Origin of the sequence: Cryobacterium breve, from assembly GCF_027594785.1 — a bacterium.
Taxonomy (GTDB): domain Bacteria; phylum Actinomycetota; class Actinomycetes; order Actinomycetales; family Microbacteriaceae; genus Cryobacterium; species Cryobacterium breve_A.
On the sequence record NZ_CP075584.1, the window covers coordinates 1,523,287 to 1,544,256 of the forward strand.

Consider the following 20,970-nt stretch of genomic DNA (forward strand, 5'->3'; position numbering starts at 1 on the left):
TCACTCGCCCCCTTCCTGATACGGGTGGCGCCCGGATCCGGGCTGGAGCGTGCCTCGCTCGGTGAGGCCGAGAACGATGGGGTCGCAGATCACCCCGGCGAAGGCGCCCTCCGCATCCGCCTCGACGAATCCCAGCAGAACCGGGTCGCCCGCCTTGTTGCGCAACACTCGGCCCGCGTAGATCCCCGGCGCCGTGATCGGTTCCGCGCGATCGAACTGGAAGGGACCGAGCGGGCCGTCTGCCGGCGCCGTGTAGGTGGCCGTGCGGGCCTCGATCACCTCGTTCATCACGTCGGAAGCGGCCGCGCAAAAGACCAGCACGTGCCGCCCCTCGACCTCGAGCACCTGGAGGACTTCGAGCTGGCGAAAACCGGAGGCGCTGCCGAGGGGCGCGGTGACCGCCCAGTTCCGCAGGTCACTGGAAACGGCATGGCCCACAGAACCCGGCGCCCCGGCGTCATCCGTGCGCGGCTCCCGCGCGGTGATGAGCATGTGCCACAGTCCGTCCGCGTCACCTCGGAACACCCAGGGATCGCGCCACGGCTCGTCGAACTCCGGCGCCTCTGCGGCAGTCGAGTACCAGCGGTCGTCGGCCGTCGCGATCGGGACGGTCAAGACCCGGTCCCAGACGATCAGATCCGGGGAGGTCGCGTGGCCGATGCGCTGGATCCTGGTGCGGCTGCGCTTCTCGACCCCGGTGTAGAAGAGGTGCCAGGTGTCCTCGCTGCGAACGATGCTGCCGGTCCAGACGGCCAGATCATCGAAGTCGCCGTCCGCACCGGCGCCGAGCGCATCGGGCATCGTCGTCCACGTGGTCAGGTCGGTGGAGACGGAGTGTCCGATCCGGGCATTCGCATGGCGCAGGTCCGGGTCCCCGAGCGACGTCGGCGCCTTCAGGTAGAAGGCGTGGTGCACGCCGGCGTCCTCCACGTACCACGAATCCCACACCCAGTAACCGTCTATCGCGAGCACGCCGCACCACTTCCTCGTAGGCTCCCTGGCTTTTCTGGTCGCGCGAATCGCCGATCAGCGCCACCTCTTAGTTTCAATATTGAAGATAGTAACGGCGTGATTCAGTCGTTACCAAGTGAAATAGAAAAGTTTCGCTCAGGTATTGACGTAGATGCTTTCATTCTGAAAGTATCTACCCAGACAACGATGTTGAAGGAGGTCGATCGCATGGCGATCACAGAACGCAGGGCGACCCGGCCGAGGAGTGCTCCCCCGAAACCCCCTGTAAAGAAGGGGAATCGGGATTCTCAGCTCACGGCCGCTGTCCTCTTCCTGATTCCCGCATCAATCGGCTTCATCGTCTTCTTCGCCTCGCCGGCCCTGCGCGGACTCTACCTGAGTTTCACGAAGTACAACCTGCTGCGGCCTCCGACCTTCATCGGCTTCGACAACTACGTCGCCATCGCTACCGATCCGGTGTTCTGGAACTCGCTGAAAGTCACCCTCGAGTACGTGGTTCTGAACGTCGGAGTCCAGACCATCGCCGCTCTCGGCCTCGCGGTCCTGATGCAGCGGTTCACCCGTTCCATGATCGTACGCGGGGTCATCATGCTGCCGTACCTCATCGCGAACGTCATCGTCGCGCTGGTCTGGTTCTGGTTGTGCGACTACAACCTCGGCATCATCAACGCCGCACTCGATTCCTTCGGCATCGGCAAAGTCGGCTTCTTCGGTAACGCAGACATCGCGATGGGCACCATCGCCATGGTCAACGTGTGGCGCCACCTCGGCTATACGGCGCTCCTCCTCTTCGCGGGGCTTCAGGCCATCCCGAAGGATGTCTACGAGGCTGCCGAGGTCGATGGCGCCGGTGAATGGCGGGTCTTCCGCAGCGTCACCCTGCCGTTGCTGCGTCCCGTGCTCGCCTTCGTCCTGGTCGTCACGGTCGTCGGCTCGTTCCAGATCTTCGACACGATCGCCGTGACCACTAAAGGTGGACCGGTGGACGCCACCCGTGCGATCAACTACTACATCTACCAGCGCGCATTCGAGCGACTGGACTTCGGATATGCCTCCGCCCTGGCCGTCATCCTCATGATCATCCTCGCCGGAGTCGCCCTCTTGCAGAACAAGCTCCTCCGCGCCAACGAATCCGACCTGGAGAGGTAGCGCCATGTCCATCACCGCCATCAAGGAACGCCGCGCCGCGAACCGGGCGTCCAACGAGGACGACCCTGCGCTGGCCAAGTCCAAAGTCGCGAAGTTCTTCGGTCGCCTGGCGCTCGTGATCGTCATCCTGATCACCCTGTTCCCGATCTACTGGATGTTCCGCACGGCCTTCAGTAACAACCGGGCCATGTTCTCCGAGCCGCTGAGCCTCCTGCCCGTCGACTTCACGTGGGGCCCGCTCAAGAGGGTGCTCGGCCTCGCCACGACACAGGAGGCCCTCGCGGAGGGCGGTTCCGGTGCATCCATCAACTTTGCGCAGTACATGCTCAACTCGATCCTCGCCTGCACTCTGATCACGGTGCTCCAGGTCACGTTCAGCGCCATGGCCGCGTACGCCTTCGCCCTCCTGAACTGGAAGGGACGGGACAAGGTCTTCAGCATCTTCCTCATCGCGCTCATGGTCCCCGGGATCTTCACCCTGCTGCCGAATTTCATCCTCGTGAAGGACCTGGGACTCCTGAACTCGATCGTGGGGATCGCCTTGCCGTCCATGTTCATGACACCCTTCGCGATCTTCTTCCTCAGGCAGTTCTTCCTCGGCATCAACCGGAGCATCATCGAGGCCGCCGTCATCGACGGCGCCAACCAATGGCGGATCTTCCGCGGCATCGTGGTCCCGCTGGCCTGGCCGCAGATCATCACCCTCGCGATTCTGCAGTTCATCCAATACTGGAACGACTACCTCTGGCCCTTCCTCGTCGGGCAAACCGAGCAGTCCAAGCTGCTCACCGTCGGCCTGGGAATCTTCAAGTCACAGACCCCTCAGGGAAACCCCGACTGGGCCGGTCTCATGGCCGGCGCCCTGGTGGCGGCAGTGCCTATCTTCATCCTGATGCTCGTCTTCGGCCGGAAGATCGTCGGGTCGATCCAGTCCTCCGGCGTGAAGTAACTCCCTCCCCCTGATCTCGTCTGCAGACGATCCACGACATCCGTCCGATGACGTGGAGCACGACCCCGCACTAAGACCCGAAACAACCACGACAGAAAGAGCAGATTATGAAGATGAACAAAGTGGCGATTCTGGCGCTCGCCGCCATCCCACTCATGTTGACCGGCTGCACAGCAAACGCGTCATCCACCACCGGATCGGCGGCGACGCTGAACTACGGTTTGTGGGACGCGAACCAGCTGCCTGCCTACACGCAGTGCGCGACCGACTTCCACGCCGCGAACCCGGACATCACCGTCAATGTCGAACAGCTCGGTTGGGACGACTACTGGAAGAAGATCAACACCGGCTTCGTCTCGGGCGAAAACTATGACGTCTTCACGAGCCACCTGGCGAACTTCCCGGAATTCGCGCTGAACAGCCAGATCCTTCCGTTGGACGACTACATCAAGGCCGATGGCGTCGACATCAACGCGTACCAGCCCGGCCTGGCCGACCTGTGGAAGGGCAAGGACGGCAAGCAGTACGGCCTGCCGAAGGACTTCGACACCATCGCCATGTTCTACAACAAGCAGGCTCACCGACACGGCAGGCCTGACCGCCGACCAGCTCGGCTCCCTCACCTGGAACCCCACCGACGGCGGCACGTACGAGAAGGCCATCGCGCACCTGACGGTCGACAAGAACGGTGTTCGCGGCGATGAAGCCAGCTTCGACAAGAAGAACGTCGCCACGTATGGCATCTGGATGGAAAACTCCGGCGGTGCCGACGGCCAGACCCAGTGGAGCTTCCTGGCTCACACCACCGGATGGGACGAGACCAACGGGGCCTGGGGCGACAAGTACAACTTCAACGACCCGAAATTCCAGGCCACGATCGACTGGTGGTACTCGCTCGTCGAGAAGGGCTACATGCCGTCCTTCGAAGCCCAGACCGGCATCGGCTGGTCCGACCAGCTGACCGCAGGCAAGGTGGCAATGGCGAGCAACGGATCCTGGATGACGGGTGCCGTCTTCGCTGCCAAGAGCGCAACGTTCACGCCAGCGATCGCTCCGACCCCCACGGGCCCGAGCGGCAAGCGCGCGTCCATGTTCAACGGCCTGGCCGACAACATCTGGGCAGGGACGAAGAATCCGGACCAGGCCTGGAAGTGGGTCAAGTACCTGGGATCGGCCGCCTGCCAGTCTGTCGTGGCCAAGGCCGCCGTCGTCTTCCCCGCCCTCCCGGCGGCCACGGATGAGGCCATTGCCGCTTTCAAGGCAAAGGGGATCGACGTGAGCGCCTTCACGACCCAGGTCAAGGACAAGACGACATTCCTGTACGCGATCACCGATCACCGTTCTGCCGTCTCCGCTCTGCTCACACCGGCGATGGAAGCCATCATGTCGGGCAAGGCCAAGGCGTCATCGCTGTCCGCAGTCAACGACCAGGTCAACGCCCTCTTCAAGTAAAGACTCCTCAGAAATCGCCGTCCGGCGGGGTCTGGCCTGCACCACCGGTCAGATCCTGCCGGACGGCATCACCTCCACGAACATCGGAACCAGCCGTGACCCTGCACAATGCTCTCCTTCAGAAAGACACCGTTCACGAACTCGCAGCGGACGGCGTCTCGTTCCAGGTCGACGTATCGTCGGGAACCCCGGTTATCAGCTACTGGGGCCAGGATCTCGGCTCGGGATCGCGCCCCGGGGACCTCACCGTACTGATGGACGATGGGGTGCCGCAGGCCAATGTCGACGACCCGGAGGCCCCGGGGATGTGGCGGGAAAACGCCCGCGGATTCCTCGGCCGTCCGGCACTCCTCGGGCACCGGGACGGCCAGGACTGGTCACAGATGTTCACGATCATCAATACGGAAGCGACCAGCACCTCGCTCGTCATCGATTCCGCAGACGAGGCCGCCGGCTTGCTCGTGTCCGTTGCGTTTCGCATGCAGCCGGACGGTGTCCTCCTCATCACCCAGACCGTGACCAACACCGGTACGGACACCTTCGACCTCAATGAACTGACCACATGGCTGCCGCTGCCGGACCATGCCGTCGAAACCATGGACTTCACCGGCCGGTGGCTCAAGGAACGTCAACCGCAACGCCGCCCCATCCAGACCGGAACCTGGTCCCGCGAAGTGCGCGAGGGCCGATCGAGCCACGACTACACGGTCGTCCAACTGGCTCTGACCGCAGGAGCCGACTTTCAGAATGGCTCGGTCTGGAGCACGGGCCTGCTCTGGAGCGGCAACACCCGACACCTCGTCGAACGGCTGGCCTCCGGCAGCACGTCGATCGGAGCAGGCGAGCTGCTCCTACCGGGGGAATCGATTCTTCCGCCCGGGGCCACCTACTCCGCACCAACTGTTGCCGCCACGTTCTCCGCGACCGGGATCGACGGCATGACCGACCGACTCTACCGCTGGCTTCGCGCCCGGCCCGAGCACCCGTCGACCGCGCGCCCGCTCACCCTCAATGTCTGGGAGGCCGTCTACTTCGACCACGATCTCGCCAAGCTGAGCGAGCTCGTCGAGGTCGCCGCAGAGATCGGGGTCGAGCGCTTCGTCCTCGATGACGGCTGGTTCCTCGGCCGCCGCAATGACTTCGCGGGTCTCGGCGACTGGACCGTCGACCCGGCCGTATGGCCGAACGGCCTCGGTCCGCTCGTCGACCGGGTCACCGGCGCCGGCATGCAGTTCGGGCTCTGGTTCGAAGGCGAAATGGTCAACGCGGACTCCGACCTGTATCGGGAACATCCCGAGTGGATCTTCCAGGCGGGCGGGCGCATCCCGCCAGAGGCCAGGCACCAGCAAGTGCTCGATCTGGGTCATCCCGGGGCGTACGAGCACGTCCTCGGCCAGGTCGACGCCATCCTGAGCGAATACGACATCGGCTACATCAAGTGGGATCACAACCGTGTACTCACCGAGGCCGCCCACCTCGGCGGTGCCGGCGTTCGTCGGCAGACCGAGGCCGTCTATCGACTCTTCGACGAGCTGAAGCGACGCCACCCGGGTTTGGAGATCGAATCCTGCTCCTCGGGTGGGGGCCGTGTTGACCTCGGAATGGCCGGGCATGCTGATCGGTTCTGGACGTCTGACTGCAACGACGCGCTCGAACGGCAATACATCCAGCGGTACACGCAGTTCGCCATTCCACCCGAACTGCTCGGATCCCACATCGGACCCACCCGATCGCACACGACCGGCCGCGTCCACAGCCTGGCCTTCCGGGCGATCACGGCACTGTTCGGCCATGCCGGCATCGAATGGGATGTCACCGAGACCACCGATTCCGAGCGCCAGGCCCTGGTTTCCTGGGCCGACTACTACAAGCGCAAGCGGGCCCTGATCCACTCCGGTCGGATGGTGCGCGTGCTGCAGCCCCAGGAGGACTCGTTCGTGCACGGAGTCGTCGCGCAGGACGGCTCTGAGGGGATCTTCGCCTACATACAGCTGGCCGCTGCCGGCAGCAGCACCCCGCCTCGGTTCCTCGTACCTGGGCTCGACCCTGACGCGCGCTATCGGGTGCGGGTCGCCGAGCCCGCCGGCGAGGCCGGCACCATCCATGCGCGGGCCCCACAATGGATGGCCGGCATCGAGACAAGCGGGCTGGCCCTGGCACTGGTAGGGCTCCGACCGCCGATCCTGCTACCAGAGAGCGCTATCCTGATCGAATTCGAACGCATCTGAATTGTCCGGGACGAGCGCGTGCGGAGCGGGGCTACCGTTCGCGTCATCGCCGGTGATCGTTAGTTGATTGGAGCCTGTAGCTATGGTCATATTCGAGGCCGTCGAACCGCGGTTCCGCACGCCCGCAAGCGACCTGGCGCGGGAAGTGCTCATCCATGGGCCCATCCTTCGAAGCGACCTGTCTCGCCGGCTGGGACTCTCACCAGCGACTCTGACCCGCCTGACTCGGCCGCTGGTCGACCGCGGCCTGCTGATCGAGATGACCGAACAACTCGATGGTGCAATGGGGAGACCGGCGAAACCACTGGATGTGCGCGCAGACGCCCGCCAATTCATCGGCATCAAGCTCACGAGTGACACCGCGGTCGGAGTCACAACGAATCTGAAGGCAGCGGAGGGGCGTCGCGCGGAGCGGGCGCTTCCGAACCACGAGGTCGCCACCGTTGTCGACGTCATCGCCGAGCTGGTCCACGAACTGGCCGATGATCAGGACTTCACGGCGATCGGCATCAGCGTCGGCGGTGCCGTCTCGAACCGACGGGTCGTCGAGCGGGCCTCGTTTCTGGGCTGGAATTCCGTGCGGCTTGCTGACGAGGTCGAGGAGAGGCTCGGCATACCCGTCACCGTCGAGAACGATGTCGTCGCCCTGACGGCCGCAGAGCACTGGTTCGGGCTCGGACGCGGATTGTCGAACTTCGCGGTGATCACGATAGGTGCCGGAGTCGGATACGGCCTCGTGATGTGCGACCAGGTGGTGAGCACGTCCGACACCGGGCTCGGTCGCGGCTTCCACTTCCCGCTCGACCCCACCGGGCCGCTGTGCTCCCTGGGTCACCGCGGGTGCGCCACGGCTATGCTGACCATCCCCAGCATAAGGGCCCAGGTTGAGGTGGGTCTCGCCGTACCCGTCAGCTATGCCGAGGTGATCGAGCTCGCCAGGGAAGGCAACCCCGTTGCAAGCCAGGTCGTCCACGCTGCGGGAGCCGCCCTCGGTCGCCTCATCGCGGCAGTGGCAAACCTGGCGATGGTCGAGCACGTGGTGCTGGCGGGCGAGGGTCTGAGCATACTCACTGTTGCCGGGGACGTGATGAGGGCTGCCATACGCGACGATCGGGACGCAGAGGCGGCCGCAATCGACCTTCGCATTGATGAAAACGGGTTCACCTCGTGGGCCCGCGGCGCCGCCGCGATCGCCATTCAACAGGCGGTAGACGCACTCGCTGTCACGTCCTAGGCAGATGATCGAAGACTGAGCTGGCGTCGACACGTCACAGACTCCTGATCCGGAATTGCAGGTTTGATCGGGCATTGACATTCCGTAACCCGAGGGTTACGGTAATCCCAGAGTTACCGACCTGTGGGAGGACACCATGAAGTTCTTCGAGGCACGATCAACGATCTCCGCAACGCCCGAACATGTCTGGGGCGTCCTCTCCGACGCCGGTGGCTGGCCGTCCTGGGACTCCGGTGTCGAAAGCGTCGACGGAACGGTCATGATGGGCGAGACCCTGCGCATCCAGTCGAAGATCGCTCCGGGGCGCACGTTCCCCGTCACGGTCATCACCCTCACCCGTCCTTCGCGGCTGGTCTTCAGAAGCGGGATGCCCCTGGGTCTCTTCAGGGGAACCCGCACCTATACGCTGCGGCCGCTGTCTCCCTCGGAGACGGAGTTCGTCATGCGCGAGGAGTACACCGGGCCTCTGGCCGGCCTGATCGGAAGGTCGATTCCCGACCTGGCACCCTCGTTCCAGCAGTTCGCGAACGGACTGAAGGAACGCGTCGAGCAGGGGTCCTGATGGCGGACGCGAATCGCGACCCCCTCGATGCGCTCGGCGACCCCAACCGGCGCGCAATACTCCGGCTGCTCGGAGCGAGCAAGAGATCGGTCCAGGAGATCGCATCCGAGCTTCCGATCAGCCGACCGGCCGTCTCACGTCACCTTCGCGTGCTCGGCGAAGCGGGCCTGGTCGTGGATCACCGCAACGGGACCAGACGCGTCTACGAGCTCAGGGATGAGGGCATGCTTGCGGTGCAGCGGTACCTTGAGCAGGTGTGGGGCGACGCAGCCGCACGCTTTCGACTTCTCGCGGAGAACACGGAAAGGACTCCCGACCGTGATTGAACCGTTGGTGATCACCTTCGAAACGCACTGCTCACGCGACCACGCCTTCCACGTCTGGACTTCCCGTATCGACGCCTGGTGGCCCCGCGACCACACCGCGAGCGGCGAGCCGAGTGCCCGGGTGACTATCGAACCACGGATGGGGGGCCGCATCTTCGAACGCACCATCGACGGCGCCGAGTACGAGTGGGGCGAAATCACGGCGTGGAACCCCACCGAACACTTCGGTTACCTCTGGCACCTGAGACGTGATCGCTCCGACGGAACGGACGTCAGCATCCGCTTCACTGAGATCGACCCGACGACAACCCGGGTGGATATCCGGCACACCGGTTGGGAACGTCTGGGCGCCGATGCGCAGAACTGGCGAGACCGCAATCGGGGCGGCTGGGACGGCATACTCTCCGCACTATCGTGCGGCGGCAGAGAGGAAGAACACATGACCACTGGAAGCAAAGACGAACCGTGGACTCTGTCGACCCCACCGGGGACGAGCCAGTACACGATGTACCGCGACGAGTCGACAACACCGCCGAGCCTGGTCTGCCAGGTCGGATCGACCAGGCTCAGCTACGACGCCCGCGCCATCGAGGACCTGCACGCCTGGCTGACGGAGCAGGGCGATTGGGTGCCGCTGGGCGCCGCGGACGAGAAGAAGGCCCCGGCCGACGGCAGCGTCGAGGCGTGGGGCAGGTCCGAGTCCAACCCGCTGGGCGGCTGGTACGGGCTCCGGAACGGATACCGCGGGCGATTCGGCATGTACCTTCCGCCGTTGCTCGAAGCACTCGGACTCGCCGAACTCACCCACGAGCCACGCAACAACAGCATGCGCGCACTGTAGAGACCACCTCGCCGTTTCCCAGCTACGCCGTGCCGTCGTCCCAAACGACCGCGGCCTTCTGGCGATGTTCGGGTGAGGCTAGGTTCCGGACGCGAGCGCCCGCGCGATGATCGCGGCAATGACGTCGGTCTTGGCGTCGGCGTATGCATTCATGTCGTCGAAACCCTCTTCAAGCAACGCTCTCTTCGTCGCTTCATATAAGGACCGGTCGTCGGCATCCGTGCGAAGACGGTTGCGGAAGAGCACGTACCTGTCGATAGCCTGGTCGCCCCTTTGCAGGATGTGGATGTGCACATCCCGTGCTGACGTTCGCACCAGGCGATGGCCCGGCTCACGCACGCGCAGCTCGTATCCCACCGACAAAAGAGGAGCGAGATAGTCCTCCTCCGCGGTGATATCGCCGACCGTGACCAGGATGTCGACAATCGGCTTGGCGGCCAGCCCGGGAACCGAGGTCGATCCGATGTGTTCAACCGCGACGCCCGTCGTCCCGAGCGCGTCCCGCAGCCGTCTCTTGTGGTCCAGGAAGATAGCCGGCCAGCTGTCGTCGTAAGCAACGAGTTCGAGCTGGCGCTTCTCAGGCTCCGCCGACAAGCTCGACCGTGACAACGTCCGGTCGACGCGATGCACAGTCCTTGGTCATTCAATCATCCTCGCATCGACAGGGGTGCCCAGCGTTGCCTGCCATATGGACGCTCACACGATCGCGTCAGCGACCGAAGCCCTGAGCGCGGGCACTAAGTCAGCCTCGAACCATGGATTGCGCGCTTGCCAACGGAAGTTGAGCGGGGACGGGTGCACCACGGGAAACACCTCGGGTAGGTATTCTCGAAACGCTCGGACGTTCTCGGTGAGATTTCTCTTGGCACGACCGATCAGATACTGGTCTTGCGCGTACTTGCCGACGAGCAATGTCAAACGAATCCGCGGCAGCTGGCCCAAGATGAGCGGATGCCATCTCGGTGCGAAGTCTTTTCGGGGTGGCAAGTCGCCGCTGGCGCCTTTGCCGGGGTAGTAGAAGTCCATCGGCAGGATCGCGAACAGCTCGGGGTCTCGGAATTGAGCCTCCGTCACACCCAGCCACGTCATGAGCTTCGCGCCACTTGCGTCGTCCCAGGGGATGCCGGAGGCTTGCGCCCTCTGCCCGGGCGCCTGACCGATGATCACGATCCGAGCGGCAGGGTCCGCAACGAAGAGAGGCCCCACGCCTCGCTTCGCCCAGTCCGAATTCGCGGGATCCGAGTTGATGGCCCGCCGGATCTCGTCGAGAGTCACACGCCGCTCCTGATCGGGGGGCTCGAGGAGGATCGCGTCATCCTGCAGACAGTAGCAGTCAGCATTGACGGTGGGGAGGCTCAGCGGAAGGATGAACGCATGAAAATGGAAGACGAGTTGATCGCCATAGGAAAAGTTGTCGATCGTCTTGCAGAGCGATTCCCGGATCTCCCGCGAACGAGTATTGAGCACGCAGTACGTGCTGAGCACGGGGCTTTCGAGGGGAGACCAGTCCGAGACTTTGTGCCCGTGCTCGTCGAACGCGGCGTCAAGGCTCGTCTGAGCAGTCACGACCTGTCATCGAACATGATGAACGACGTCAGGCGCGAAGCGGTTCCTTCTCACGCGGTCGGCTAGCTTCCTCCTCGCGCGGCCGCCCGCCGGCCCCCACGATCAGGCTCAGGGCGAGGAACGAGCGATCCGCGCCTCACGCCGAAGCCGGGTTCGAACTCCATGTTCAACGAGGTTGGGCACGTACGCTCGAATGCGTCGTCCGGCGAGAGAACTGTAACCGTCGCGGACGGTTTCTGTGATGTGGTCCCGGTTAGCGTCAGGGAAATGCTTGGAGAGTCGATCAATCATGAGGCCCCACTCAGCAGGGTCCTCGTCCTGTGGTGTCACATGCTCAGTGTGTTCTCTTGAGGACCCCGCGTCAAAACGAATCCGGATCTGCTCGAGACGCACGCCCTGCGACACCGTTCTGGCCGATTCGAAGGCAAGTCCGCTCGCTGTTTTGGCCGCGCCGAACCGATCCCCCTCCCCAAGGCGGACTGGTGGATCCAGGCTTATCTGCGGTGCGGCTGCCCGCAGACTCACCGCGTGATTGTATCGGGCCCGATCGTTCGATCTTGGCCGTTCGCATCCAGGACGCGGATGTCCAGGGGCATGCGATTGCGGCGGCGGAGTCGTCCGGTCAGGGCGCTATGAACACCGCGGATCACCAGGGCTAACTTCGTCAGACTGCGAAACTCGGCAGCGTCCGACGTGACAAGCTTCACGAGGGGACGCGCGGCCGCCTCCGGCGTCTGTCCCCACAGACCAACAACCACCTGGAGTGCAGTCAGACGCTCTTCGTATCCTTGCTGGGACGTGATGTGCCGGAGAAGGGCGGTCGTCACCAAGCCGGGGTTCATGCCGTGAACGCGGACTCCGGTTCCTTTGGTTTCGAGCCGTAGAGTCTCCGTGAACTGGCGGACCCAACGCTTGCTTGACGCGTATGCGTTCTGCATCGCGACCGGGCCTTGGTCGCCTTGGCCGTAAAGGTTGACGAGGTCGCCGTGGCCTTGGGAGAGGAACACCGGCAGTATGACCCGTGACCCGTGAAACGTGCCGATGATGTTCGTGCGCACCACGCGCTCGAAGTCGTCGATCGGCGTGGATGCCGTGGGTCCGTAGACGCCAGATATCCCAGCATTATTGACCCAGATGTCGAGCATCCCGTGACGGAGGGCCTCGTCACGAAGAGCCTCGACGTCGGCCAATTCCCCGATATCGCAGCGACACCCCAAGACCGAAATGCCCTCCAGTCGCAGCCGCTCGACGGCAGCTGCGACGTGGACTTCCGAACGGGAGGCCAGCACAACGGTTGCACCCTGTTGGCCCAACAGCCTGGCCATAGCGAAACCAAGGCCGCGAGTGGAACCCGTGACGACTGCCACGCGCCCGCGAAGGGCGCCTTGCTGGGCATCCACTCTCTTCTCCTCACGCCGTAAGCCTGAAGCCGTTACCGCAGGAAAACTGTCGAGAGGGCTGTGGTCCTGCTCTTGACTCGACGGTCACTGACCCGGCCGCGTCCATGATGGCACGGTTGCACTTCGCCCGTTCGGCCCAACCGATTTCTCATCCCTCCAAACGACTGCAAATATCGCGGGCATAAAGGTCGCTATCTCTCTTCGACCAAGCGAGCAAGGATCTTGTCCGTGTTCCTCGGACGGCGGCACAGCCCGACGGTAGCTCGCGAAGTCCCCTTCCTCCGCTGAGTGGGTCGGATGAAACGTGACCCCGGTGCTAGGCGACCGGGAGGGTCAGGAGCAGCTGGAGGTTCTGCGGACCTCGCTCGAGCTCGCCGGCCTCAATGCGGCGAGCGATCTCGACCGTGTGCGCATTGTACGGTGCGGGCTGGCCGACACGGGCGAGCACTTCGACGACGAGGCCGTTGACCTCGTCGACCTCGGCGCGACGGCCCTTCATCCAGTCCTGCAGCACTGTCGTGCGCGTGTCAGGCAGGGAGTACTTCTCGAGCACTTCGCCCAGCAGATCCTCCGCGTACTGGTCAGGCTCGCTGACCTGGTCCTCGGTAAGCCCGAAGATCGGCACGAGCTTGCAGCCGTCCGCGACGGCGGCTCGGGCGGCCTCCTTGCCGCACTCCACCATGAACTCGTGCACCCCCGGCATCTTCACGGCGTCGGCGAGTGCTTCGTCGAGGATCGCGGACGGCACGAGCTCGCCGGCGTTGGCGACGAGCTTCATCCACTTCGACGAGCGGATGTCGGGGGATATCTCGACCGTGCCGGCGTGGCGCAGCACCTCCTGGACCTCGGGCTCCCGGCCGCGTGCAGAGTCGTCGAAGGCCCCCACCGTGAACCAGGAGTTCTCGGGGGCGTTCTGCCGCGTGACGATGCCCGGTTCGAACATGTTTGAGGCCATCTCGATGACAGCGCCGATGGTGCGCTCGGGGCCGACGATGTCGGCGACGTCGTTGAGGGACATCCCGTTTTGAAGTCCCACGACGAGTGCGTCGGGTGCGAGCACGTGCTTGATGAGCTCGACGGCCCAGCGCGTGTCGTAGGCCTTGACGACGACGAAGACGATGTCGAATCTCTCACGCAGGGTCGCCACCTCGCATAAGTGCAGGGCGCGTACCTTGGTGACCTCGGTCTTGAGGGGCAGACGTATTTCGATGCCGCGCTCGCGCATGGCGTCTACGTGGGCCGGCCACTGCTCGATCCAGGTGACGTCAAGCCCGGCTCGCGTGAGGTCTGCGGCGATGCCGGCCCCCTGCGCTCCGGTGCCCACGAATGCGATTCTCTTACCCGCCATTGGGTTCCTCCGCTTCTGTACGTTCCTACTGTACATACCGTTAAGTACTATGAATCAAGTCGATTCAGTCACCGATGTGGCGACGCAGCACCTCGACGACCTCCAGCGAGGGTCGCAGTTCTCCGCGCTCGATGCGATGGGCCACCTCGACGATCGCCGAATTGACGGGCGCCGAGAGACCGAGCCGCGCCGCCTCGGCAACGACCGTGCCGTTGATATCGTCCACCTCGCTGTGACGTGACTTGCTCCAGTCCTGCAGCACCGTCGTGGTCGCGCCCGGAAGCACGAAGTCCCGGTAGAGAGTGTCGAGGAGCGTCTCCACGACCTCGTCGGAGCGCTCGAGATCCGCGGGCTGGAGGCCGAAGATCGGCAGGATCGGATGATCAAGGGCGGCGCCGACATCCAATGCCTCCTGACCGGAACGCAGCATGATCGTCCGCATGCCCGGCACGGCGAGGGCGTCGAGCATCGGCAGCCCGAGGCTCGCGGTCGTCACGAGCGTCGTGCAGTTGCTGACGAGTTTCATCCATTTGGTGGCGAGAATGTCGTGGACGATCTCAACGCCGCCGGAGTGCCGTAGCAGAGCGGCGACCTCCTCCTCCCGCCCGACCGGCCCGCCCTCGAGGGCCCCGACCGCGAACCAGGAGCGCGCGGGACCAGAATGCCGCAGCACGAGGCCGGGATCGTTCATCGTCGAGGAGATCTCGATGACGGCGCCCATGGTGCGGTGCGCGCCGACGACCTCGGCGATCGTCTTCGTCGTCATGCCGTTCTGCACGCCGACGACAAGCCCGTCGTCCGCGAGGTGGGGCGCGATGAGTTGTGTCGCCCACCGCGAGTCGTAGGCCTTCATCAGCAGCAGCACGATGTCGAATTTCTCGCGCAGAGTGGCGACCTCGCACAGATGCAGCGTGCGCGGCCGCACGTGCAGTTGCTCGTCGGGCATCCGGATGGTGAGGCCCGTCGCCCGCATCGCCTCGACGTGCGCGGGCCATTGTTCCACGAGCGTCACGTCGACGCCGGCGAGCGTGAGGTCCGCCCCGATCGACGATCCGTTTGCGCCGGATCCCAGCACTGCGATCCGTGGGGTCATACCGGCTCTCCTCACACTTCAGGTGTAGGGAGGCTACCGCCTGAAAGAACATGTTGCCTAGTTTCCTAGGAGTTAACGCGCGGCCTTGCGAATTGACCGATTGAGCGAGAGAGTGTGCAGCGTCGCTGGACATTCTCAACGAGGAGAGCCATGAGCATCAATGCCGCCGCGCCCCATCCCGAGGACTTCGTCACGGGCCGACCATTCGTATTCCGCAATGCGATCGTCATCACCGTCGACACTCCCGGAGTGCTCGAGAACGCCGATGTCCTGGTTGTCGGCGAGACCATCGAGGCCGTGGGGACGAAACTACAGGTGCCCGAGGGCACGCTCGAGATCGACGCGAGCGGCGGCATCCTCATGCCCGGCATGATCGACACCCACCGTCACATGTGGCAGACGGCGCTGCGCGGCTACGGCGGCGACTGGGCGCTCAGCCAGTACTTCGTCTTTTACTACCTGCAACACGGCGAAGTCTTCCGGCCCGAGGACATCTACGCGGGCAACCTCCTGAGCGCTCTCGAATCGGTCGACACCGGTGTCACGACGACACTCGACTGGTCGCACGCGCTCCGCACCCCCGAGTACGCCGACGCGGCGATGAAGGCCTTCGAAGAGATCCCCGGCCGATTCGTACTCGGCTACGGCAATTACCTCGGAGCGCCGTGGGAGTGGACCGCGGCGCCCGAGTTCCGTTCCTGGGTCGCATCGCACTCCCCGACCGACATGCACGGATTGCAGATCGCCTTTGACGTGCCCGACTCGGAAAACTTCCCCGAGAAGGCGGCATTCGAGTTCGCCCGGGAGAACGGCCTGCGCGTGACCACCCACGCCGGCGTGTGGGGCGCGACGACGGACAACGCCATCGACCATATGTACAGCGGCGGATTCATGACCGACCAGGTCTGCTACGTGCACGGCACAACACTCTCGCGCGAGAGCTACCAGAAGATCGCCGCCACGGGCGGAACGGTCTCGGTCGCCACCGAGAGCGAGCAGAGCGCCGGCCAGGGCTACCCCTCGACGTGGCAGGCTCCGCAAGTACGGCATTTCGGCGTCGTTGTCGATGGACACGAGCGTCTGGTGGAGCGCCGACTACTTCTCCGCCATGCGCGCGACGCTCAGCGCCGACCGCTCGCGCGAGCACCTCGAGGCCCAAGCCAGGGGTGAGACCGTCAACGCGAACCGCCTGCGCGCCGAGGACGTCGTCTGGATGGCGACGATGGGCGGCGCGAAGTCCCTCGGCATGGAGGACAAGATCGGTTCGATCACGCCCGGCAAGAAGGCGGACCTCCTGCTCGTCAAGAACGACCAGTCACCTGCGATGACGCCCATTCTCAACCCGAACGTCCACGTCGTGTACCAGGCGGGCACCGCCGACATCCACACCGTCGTCGTCAACGGTCGGGTGCTCAAGTACGAGGGCAAGCGCATCGGCCTCGACATCGCCCCGGCGCGGGATGCCGTCGCCAAATCGGTCGAGTTCGTGCGCTCCCAGCTCGGCGAGCAGGCGTGGCTCGAGGGGATGCACCCCGCGCTCGCCCCGAACGAGCCGATCGACAACCCGTACCACTACCAGGACGACGACACCAAGTGATCCTGCACATCGCGACCTTCCGCTGGCGGGACGACGTGACCGAGGAGGATGTCGCCGAACTCACCACCCTGTTGCGCGACATGGCGGCGGGCATTCAGGAGTTGCGCTCATACGAGTGCGGCGAAAGTCTCCGGCTGCGGCCGGGCGGCGCCGACTTCGGCGTCGCGGCGATCGTCGACGACGAGGCCGGGCTCTCCGCGTACCTCGACTCCGAGGCTCATGCCGCCGTCTACGAGCGACTGCTCGGGCGCATGATCGCCGAGCGGGCCGCCGCGCAGTTGCCCGTCGGGCCCGGCGCGGCACTGTGACCGCTCTCCGCGCCGCGGGCCACGGCGCCATAGCTGAGGTCACGCGTCGCGGCGTCAGCTGAGCGGTCGGGTTTGGAACACATCAAGCAAGGGAGAACGAGTTGAGCGAGAAGACCATCGTCGTCGTCGGCGGAACCTCCGGCATCGGTTTGGAGATCGCGAAGGACGTCGTCGCGCACGGTGATCGGGTCGTGCTCACCGGGCGGGACGCGACCAGGGCCAGGGAGGTCGCCGCGTCGATCGGGGACTCGGCGACCGGCGTCGCGCTCGATATCTCCGAACCGGAGGGCATCGCGGCCCAGCTGGCGGGGATCGGAACCGTGAACGGACTCGTGCTTGCCGCGATCGAGCGGGATGCCAACACCATCCGGGACTACGACATCGCCAGAGCGACGCGGCTCGTCACCCTCAAGCTCGTCGGCTACACGGAGGTCGTCCACACCCTGCTCGATCGGCTCGACCCCTCCCCCGACACCGGGATCGTGCTCTTCGGCGGGCGAGCCAAGGACCTGCCCTACCCCGGTTCGGTGACCGTCTCAACGATCAACGGCGGGGTCGAGGGACTGATGGTGGCGATGGCGCTCGAACTCGCACCGATCCGGGTCAATGCACTGCATCCCGGCATCATCGGTGACAGCCCGTTCTGGGCCGGCAAACCCGAGAGCGTGCTCAAGGGCTACGAGGCCCGTACCCCCGGCGGCAAGCTCGCCACGATGCAGGACATCGTGGATGCTGCGCGCTTCCTGCTCCACAACCGCGGCATGTCGGGCACGAGTATCGCCGTCGACCGCGGCTGGCGCATCACCTGAGCCGCGGTCGCCATCATCGGCGCTTCCAGGTTCGTGTCGACCGGAAATAGTGTGCCCCTGGAGGGATTGGGCGAGGCGACCATCTCCTGGCCAGGGACGCGGACCTCGTCTTCCTGCTCAAACGGGCCGCTGCGTCCGCAGCGATCGAGGGAATACGAGGCTCGACCGACGGTTCTTAAAGGGAGACTCGGTAGCGAATCCGTTGATTCGCTCGACGGCTCTGCCCCCGATTTTCCTCAGCCTGCGCCAACCTCAAAGGGCCCCGACCATGACATACAGCACCCCGTCGGTGATCGTTTTCGACGTCAACGAAACCCTCTCGGACATGTCCCCCCTGAAAGCCCGGTTCGTGGAGGTCGGCGCCCCGGCGCACCTGGCCCGGATCTGGTTCGCCACGCTACTCAGGGACGGGTTCGCCCTCGCTGCCGCCGGTGGCTCGGCGAAATTCGCCGTCATCGGCTCCGCGATCCTGCGCGGATTCCTCCGTGACTCCGCCCTGTCCCGCAGCCTCGACGATGCCGTGAATCACATCATGGACGGCTTCGGAACATTGAGCGTGCACCCGGACATCGCGGAGGGTATCCGGGCTCTGAAGAGCATGGAAATGCGCCTCGTTACCTTGTCCAACGGGTCCGCGCAGGTGGCGGAGGATTTGCTGGCCGGGGCGGGACTCCGGAGCGACTTCGAAGACCTGCTGACGGTTGAGGACGCACCCGCGTGGAAGCCAGTGCGGGCCGCCTACGACTATGCCGCTGATGTCTGTGGGGTCCAACCTGCCGACATGCTCCTGGTCGCCGTGCACCCCTGGGACATCCACGGAGCAGCCCAGGCGGGCCTCCGCACCGCGTGGCTGAACCGCACCACGGAGATCTACCCCGACTATTTCGCGGCGCCGGACTACACCATCACCTCCCTGGGCGAGCTTGCAACCCGCCTCGCAGACGACCCTGTACACACAAACCGCGAAAACTGACCATCCAGCCTGAATCAACGAAGATTCTCAGAGTTGTTCGGCTTGATGGATTGCCCAGGCTGCATTCACGAGTCCGACGTGGCTGAAGGCCTGTGGAAAATTGCCGAGTTGTTCGCCGGTGACGGAATCGATTTCCTCGGCAAGCAGGCCAACGTCGTTGACGTGGCGCACGGCGTTCTCGAACACCGTTCGAGCTTCAACGGTACGGCCCGCATCGGCCAGGACATGGGCCAGCCAGAAGGTGCACAGCAGGAAGGTGCCTTCGTTGCCGGTGATTCCATCGACACCGGATTCGGTTTTGTAGCGGTAGACGAGTCCTCGTGCGTCGGTGAGCCGGAGAATGATGGCGTCCACGGTGGACACCATCCTCGGATCGGCGGCAGGCAGGAAGCCGACGATAGACATCATCAGCGCCGCGGCGTCTAGATCGGGCGAATTGAAGGACTGCGTGAACGCACCAGCCTCGTCGTTCCACCCTCGCGTGAGGATGGCGGCGCGAATTTTGGCGGCCGTCGACGACCACTCGTCAACGCGGTGGGCGGCGTGCAACTGCTCAGCCATGGTGATCGCGCGGTCGAGCGCGACCCAGCACATCAGCTTCGAATAGAGAAAGTGCTGCGGCTCGCCGCGGACTTCCCAAATGCCGTTGTCCGGTTGTTCCCACTGGCGCGCGGCAGCATCGGCAAGTGCAATCAGGAACTGGCGTGTGGCGGGCTCAATCTCGCCAAGCTGTTCTCGAAGCTGGAAGGCGGCATCGAGCAGCTCGCCGTACACGTCCAGTTGCGGTTGGTCCCAGGCTCCGTTACCGACCCGGACCGGCCCACTGTGGCGCCACCCGGACAACTGCGGCAGGAGGCGTTCGGACAAATCGTGTTCCCCGCCGATGCCGAACATGATCTGCAGATGACGGTCGGGGCGAGAGTGCGCAGCGGCCGCGGTCATGAAGCCGAAGAATTCCTGGGCCTCGTCGGGGCAGGCGGCCACCCACAGTGCCTTCATCGTGAAGCTGGCATCGCGGACCCAGGAGTACCGGTAGTCCCAGTTCCGATCACCGCCGATTTCCTCGGGCAGGGATGTGGTGGCTGCGGCAATGATCGCGCCGGTTGGTTGATAGCTCAGCGACTGCAATACGCGTCCCGAGTGACGTACCAGGTCGCGCCAGGGACCGTCGTAGTTCTGATGGAGTGCGGCCCAGCCCTGCCAGCTCGCGATCGTCGCCTCCAGCGCGGCCTTGATCTCACCTTGGGTGTACGCCGGGGAAGGGGTTCACCCAGTCGGGTGCGCTGTAGGGCGAAATATCGGTCCTCCCCGGCCTCAAGAATGAACTGGACCCGGATCTCCCCGTTGCCGTCGGCGATCGTCTCCGGCATCGAAAGGGTGAGCCGCCCGGACCCTCCCGTGGCCACGGACCCGGAAACGATCTCGCTGAAGATGGGCACCACAAGACCGTATTCCGGACGAGGCCGATATGTCATCTCGACCACGACTCGTCCATGGGTGCAGTGCACGCCGCGTAGCAGGGTGTGCGGGGCGTGCTCGCCCAGGCGGTGTGGATCGGGTGAGTCTCCCACTTCCATCGCGTCGAGGAGTTCAAGGTCCCCGGTCGCCGTGTGGAAGGTGGTGCGCAGGACCATCGTTTCGTCCACGTACTGCCGCGTGGACGTTGCTGTTTCGGCAGGGTGGATCGACCAGTGTCCGGCATCATCGTCCAGGATTTCGGCGAAGACGGACTCGCTGTCGAATCGGGGAAAGCAAAGCCAGACGACGGAACCGTTCCGGGTCACCAGTGCGGTGGAATGCCGGTCCGACAGGAGCGCGTGGTCGGCGATGGGGAGTGCGCTCATGCGTGAACTCCGATGTCGCGCACGGCAATGCGGGGGAACGGTTCTGCGGGTGTCGATATCAACGGGTTGGCCTCTCGTGCGAGTGGTGACCAGGGGGCGTCGGTCTCCGGTTGAGGCCGCGAACAGCTCCTCTCCGCAGCCGACCCAGGGGGAGGTCGAGCCGACCATCGATGCAATCGTGGTCAGCATTCCCATCATGGCCATCAGCATTCAAAAGACAAGGCCACCGGCGAGGTCGCGCATGGCACCGACCGCCGACGTGCTTTACGACTTCCACGGCAAGGCTGCCCGGCCCGAGACCGCGTTTTTCTTCCGGTAA

The 20,970-nt window shown here is 64.5% G+C and carries 23 protein-coding genes and 1 pseudogene; 15 read left to right on the forward strand and 9 right to left on the reverse strand.

Annotated features, from left to right (window positions below):
• Positions 1 to 948: a glycosyl hydrolase family 32 gene (locus KIV56_RS07440; protein ID WP_281535750.1), complete on the reverse strand. Its 948-nt coding sequence runs from the start codon at positions 946 to 948 to the stop codon at positions 1 to 3.
• A 231-nt stretch (positions 949 to 1,179) separates the two neighbouring features.
• Here KIV56_RS07440 and KIV56_RS07445 point away from each other — a divergent pair, with 231 nt between their 5' ends.
• From KIV56_RS07445 to KIV56_RS19600, 9 genes are all read left to right on the forward strand, one after another.
• Positions 1,180 to 2,121, forward strand: a complete 942-nt coding sequence (locus tag KIV56_RS07445; protein WP_281535751.1) for a carbohydrate ABC transporter permease — start codon at positions 1,180 to 1,182, stop codon at positions 2,119 to 2,121.
• 4 nt (positions 2,122 to 2,125) lie between these two features.
• On the forward strand, positions 2,126 to 3,070 hold the full coding sequence (locus tag KIV56_RS07450) for a carbohydrate ABC transporter permease (protein ID WP_281535752.1): 945 nt from the start codon (positions 2,126 to 2,128) through the stop codon (positions 3,068 to 3,070).
• Positions 3,071 to 3,183: 113 nt separating this feature from the next.
• Entirely contained in the window at positions 3,184 to 3,774 is a 591-nt protein-coding gene (locus tag KIV56_RS19590) for an ABC transporter substrate-binding protein (RefSeq protein WP_348648501.1), read from the forward strand.
• Positions 3,775 to 3,817: 43 nt separating this feature from the next.
• On the forward strand, positions 3,818 to 4,522 hold the full coding sequence (locus KIV56_RS19595) for an extracellular solute-binding protein (protein WP_348648502.1): 705 nt from the start codon (positions 3,818 to 3,820) through the stop codon (positions 4,520 to 4,522).
• A 95-nt stretch (positions 4,523 to 4,617) separates the two neighbouring features.
• Positions 4,618 to 6,750, forward strand: a complete 2,133-nt coding sequence (locus KIV56_RS07460) for an alpha-galactosidase (protein WP_281535753.1) — start codon at positions 4,618 to 4,620, stop codon at positions 6,748 to 6,750.
• An 82-nt stretch (positions 6,751 to 6,832) separates the two neighbouring features.
• A complete protein-coding gene (locus KIV56_RS07465) occupies positions 6,833 to 7,984 on the forward strand; it encodes an ROK family transcriptional regulator (protein ID WP_281535754.1) in 1,152 nt (383 codons plus the stop codon).
• A gap of 136 nt (positions 7,985 to 8,120) precedes the next feature.
• A complete protein-coding gene (locus KIV56_RS07470) occupies positions 8,121 to 8,546 on the forward strand; it encodes an SRPBCC domain-containing protein (RefSeq protein ID WP_281535755.1) in 426 nt (141 codons plus the stop codon).
• Complete coding sequence (locus KIV56_RS07475; RefSeq protein ID WP_281535756.1) at positions 8,546 to 8,872, forward strand: ArsR/SmtB family transcription factor; 327 nt, start codon at positions 8,546 to 8,548, stop codon at positions 8,870 to 8,872. Before KIV56_RS07470 ends, KIV56_RS07475 begins: the two co-directional genes overlap by 1 nt.
• A complete protein-coding gene (locus KIV56_RS19600; RefSeq protein ID WP_348648503.1) occupies positions 8,865 to 9,713 on the forward strand; it encodes a DUF6855 family protein in 849 nt (282 codons plus the stop codon). Before KIV56_RS07475 ends, KIV56_RS19600 begins: the two co-directional genes overlap by 8 nt.
• Positions 9,714 to 9,791: 78 nt before the next feature.
• On the opposite strand, the gene KIV56_RS07490 is transcribed toward KIV56_RS19600, so the two are convergent.
• Together KIV56_RS07490 and KIV56_RS07495 are read right to left on the reverse strand one after the other, a co-directional pair.
• On the reverse strand, positions 9,792 to 10,343 hold the full coding sequence (locus KIV56_RS07490) for a GrpB family protein (protein WP_348648504.1): 552 nt from the start codon (positions 10,341 to 10,343) through the stop codon (positions 9,792 to 9,794).
• Positions 10,344 to 10,409: 66 nt separating this feature from the next.
• A complete protein-coding gene (locus tag KIV56_RS07495) occupies positions 10,410 to 11,198 on the reverse strand; it encodes a uracil-DNA glycosylase family protein (RefSeq protein ID WP_432432616.1) in 789 nt (262 codons plus the stop codon).
• Here KIV56_RS07495 and KIV56_RS20305 point away from each other — a divergent pair.
• Positions 11,094 to 11,345 (forward strand): three-helix bundle dimerization domain-containing protein, encoded by a 252-nt coding sequence (locus KIV56_RS20305; protein WP_432432617.1) that lies wholly within the window; start codon positions 11,094 to 11,096, stop codon positions 11,343 to 11,345. The two genes, KIV56_RS07495 and KIV56_RS20305, sit on opposite strands and share 105 nt — an antisense overlap.
• A 42-nt stretch (positions 11,346 to 11,387) precedes the next feature.
• Here KIV56_RS20305 and KIV56_RS20310 read toward each other — a convergent pair whose 3' ends face one another.
• From KIV56_RS20310 to KIV56_RS07510, 4 genes are all read right to left on the reverse strand, one after another.
• Positions 11,388 to 11,570, reverse strand: a complete 183-nt coding sequence (locus tag KIV56_RS20310; protein ID WP_432432634.1) for a three-helix bundle dimerization domain-containing protein — start codon at positions 11,568 to 11,570, stop codon at positions 11,388 to 11,390.
• Between the two features lie 230 nt (positions 11,571 to 11,800).
• Complete coding sequence (locus tag KIV56_RS07500) at positions 11,801 to 12,679, reverse strand: SDR family oxidoreductase (RefSeq protein ID WP_281535758.1); 879 nt, start codon at positions 12,677 to 12,679, stop codon at positions 11,801 to 11,803.
• A gap of 316 nt (positions 12,680 to 12,995) precedes the next feature.
• Positions 12,996 to 14,027, reverse strand: a complete 1,032-nt coding sequence (locus KIV56_RS07505; RefSeq protein WP_281535759.1) for a ketopantoate reductase family protein — start codon at positions 14,025 to 14,027, stop codon at positions 12,996 to 12,998.
• Positions 14,028 to 14,091: 64 nt separating this feature from the next.
• Positions 14,092 to 15,120, reverse strand: coding sequence for a ketopantoate reductase family protein (locus KIV56_RS07510; RefSeq protein ID WP_281535760.1), 1,029 nt, complete (start codon positions 15,118 to 15,120; stop codon positions 14,092 to 14,094).
• A 390-nt stretch (positions 15,121 to 15,510) separates the two neighbouring features.
• Here KIV56_RS07510 and KIV56_RS07515 point away from each other — a divergent pair.
• The 4 genes and pseudogenes from KIV56_RS07515 to KIV56_RS07530 all read left to right on the forward strand — a co-directional run bounded on the left by KIV56_RS07515 (position 15,511) and on the right by KIV56_RS07530 (position 18,807).
• A pseudogene (locus KIV56_RS07515) lies at positions 15,511 to 16,717 on the forward strand (amidohydrolase family protein).
• Complete coding sequence (locus KIV56_RS07520) at positions 16,714 to 17,025, forward strand: Dabb family protein (RefSeq protein ID WP_281535761.1); 312 nt, start codon at positions 16,714 to 16,716, stop codon at positions 17,023 to 17,025. The pseudogene KIV56_RS07515 and the gene KIV56_RS07520 overlap by 4 nt, the downstream one beginning before the upstream one ends.
• Before the next feature lie 101 nt (positions 17,026 to 17,126).
• Positions 17,127 to 17,834 (forward strand): SDR family NAD(P)-dependent oxidoreductase, encoded by a 708-nt coding sequence (locus tag KIV56_RS07525; RefSeq protein WP_281535762.1) that lies wholly within the window; start codon positions 17,127 to 17,129, stop codon positions 17,832 to 17,834.
• A 268-nt stretch (positions 17,835 to 18,102) separates the two neighbouring features.
• On the forward strand, positions 18,103 to 18,807 hold the full coding sequence (locus tag KIV56_RS07530; RefSeq protein WP_281535763.1) for a haloacid dehalogenase type II: 705 nt from the start codon (positions 18,103 to 18,105) through the stop codon (positions 18,805 to 18,807).
• Positions 18,808 to 18,834: 27 nt separating this feature from the next.
• Here KIV56_RS07530 and KIV56_RS07535 read toward each other — a convergent pair whose 3' ends face one another.
• Both KIV56_RS07535 and KIV56_RS07540 read right to left on the reverse strand, forming a co-directional pair.
• Positions 18,835 to 19,935: a glycoside hydrolase family 15 protein gene (locus KIV56_RS07535; protein ID WP_281535764.1), complete on the reverse strand. Its 1,101-nt coding sequence runs from the start codon at positions 19,933 to 19,935 to the stop codon at positions 18,835 to 18,837.
• Positions 19,923 to 20,651, reverse strand: coding sequence for a trehalase-like domain-containing protein (locus KIV56_RS07540; RefSeq protein WP_281535765.1), 729 nt, complete (start codon positions 20,649 to 20,651; stop codon positions 19,923 to 19,925). The genes KIV56_RS07535 and KIV56_RS07540 overlap by 13 nt, the downstream gene beginning before the upstream one ends.
• A gap of 178 nt (positions 20,652 to 20,829) precedes the next feature.
• Here KIV56_RS07540 and KIV56_RS07545 point away from each other — a divergent pair, with 178 nt between their 5' ends.
• Positions 20,830 to 20,970, forward strand: a complete 141-nt coding sequence (locus KIV56_RS07545; protein ID WP_281535766.1) for a hypothetical protein — start codon at positions 20,830 to 20,832, stop codon at positions 20,968 to 20,970.